General features: G+C 43.9%; 1 protein-coding gene. It reads left to right on the forward strand.

The window, feature by feature from the left end:
- Window positions 1-39 precede the first annotated feature (39 nt).
- The coding region (locus DBR11_RS28215; RefSeq protein ID WP_304594478.1) for a C1 family peptidase at window positions 40-444 on the forward strand (405 nt) is incomplete at its 3' end.

Below are 444 nucleotides of genomic sequence, written 5' to 3' on the forward strand. Positions count from 1 at the left end.
GGACATATAACTAACCTTATTCTATAAAACTATAGCCCAATGAAAAAAACCTTTTTACTGGCCTGCAGCATCAGCTTTATTCTTGCTGCAAATGCACAGGAAACACCCCTTAAAGTCATCAAGGACAATAAAGCAACTTCTGTAAAAAACCAGGGGCAATCCGGCACCTGCTGGAATTACTCTACCACTTCTCTCATTGAGTCTGAAGAAATGCGTAAAGGTTTAGGCGAATTTGACCTGAGCGAAATGTTTACCGCCCGAAACATTTATATAGAAAAAGCTAAAAACTACATCCTGCGCCAGGGTAAAGCCCAATTTGGTGAAGGCGGTCTTGGCCATGACCTGATCCGGGCGGTTGCTTTATATGGAGCCATGCCGCAGGAAGCCTTTCAAGGCGTAAGCGGAACAATCCCAGATCATTCCGGACTAGAAACTGCACTAAAA

Source organism: Pedobacter sp. HMWF019, from assembly GCF_003061025.1.
Lineage (GTDB): Bacteria > Bacteroidota > Bacteroidia > Sphingobacteriales > Sphingobacteriaceae > Pedobacter.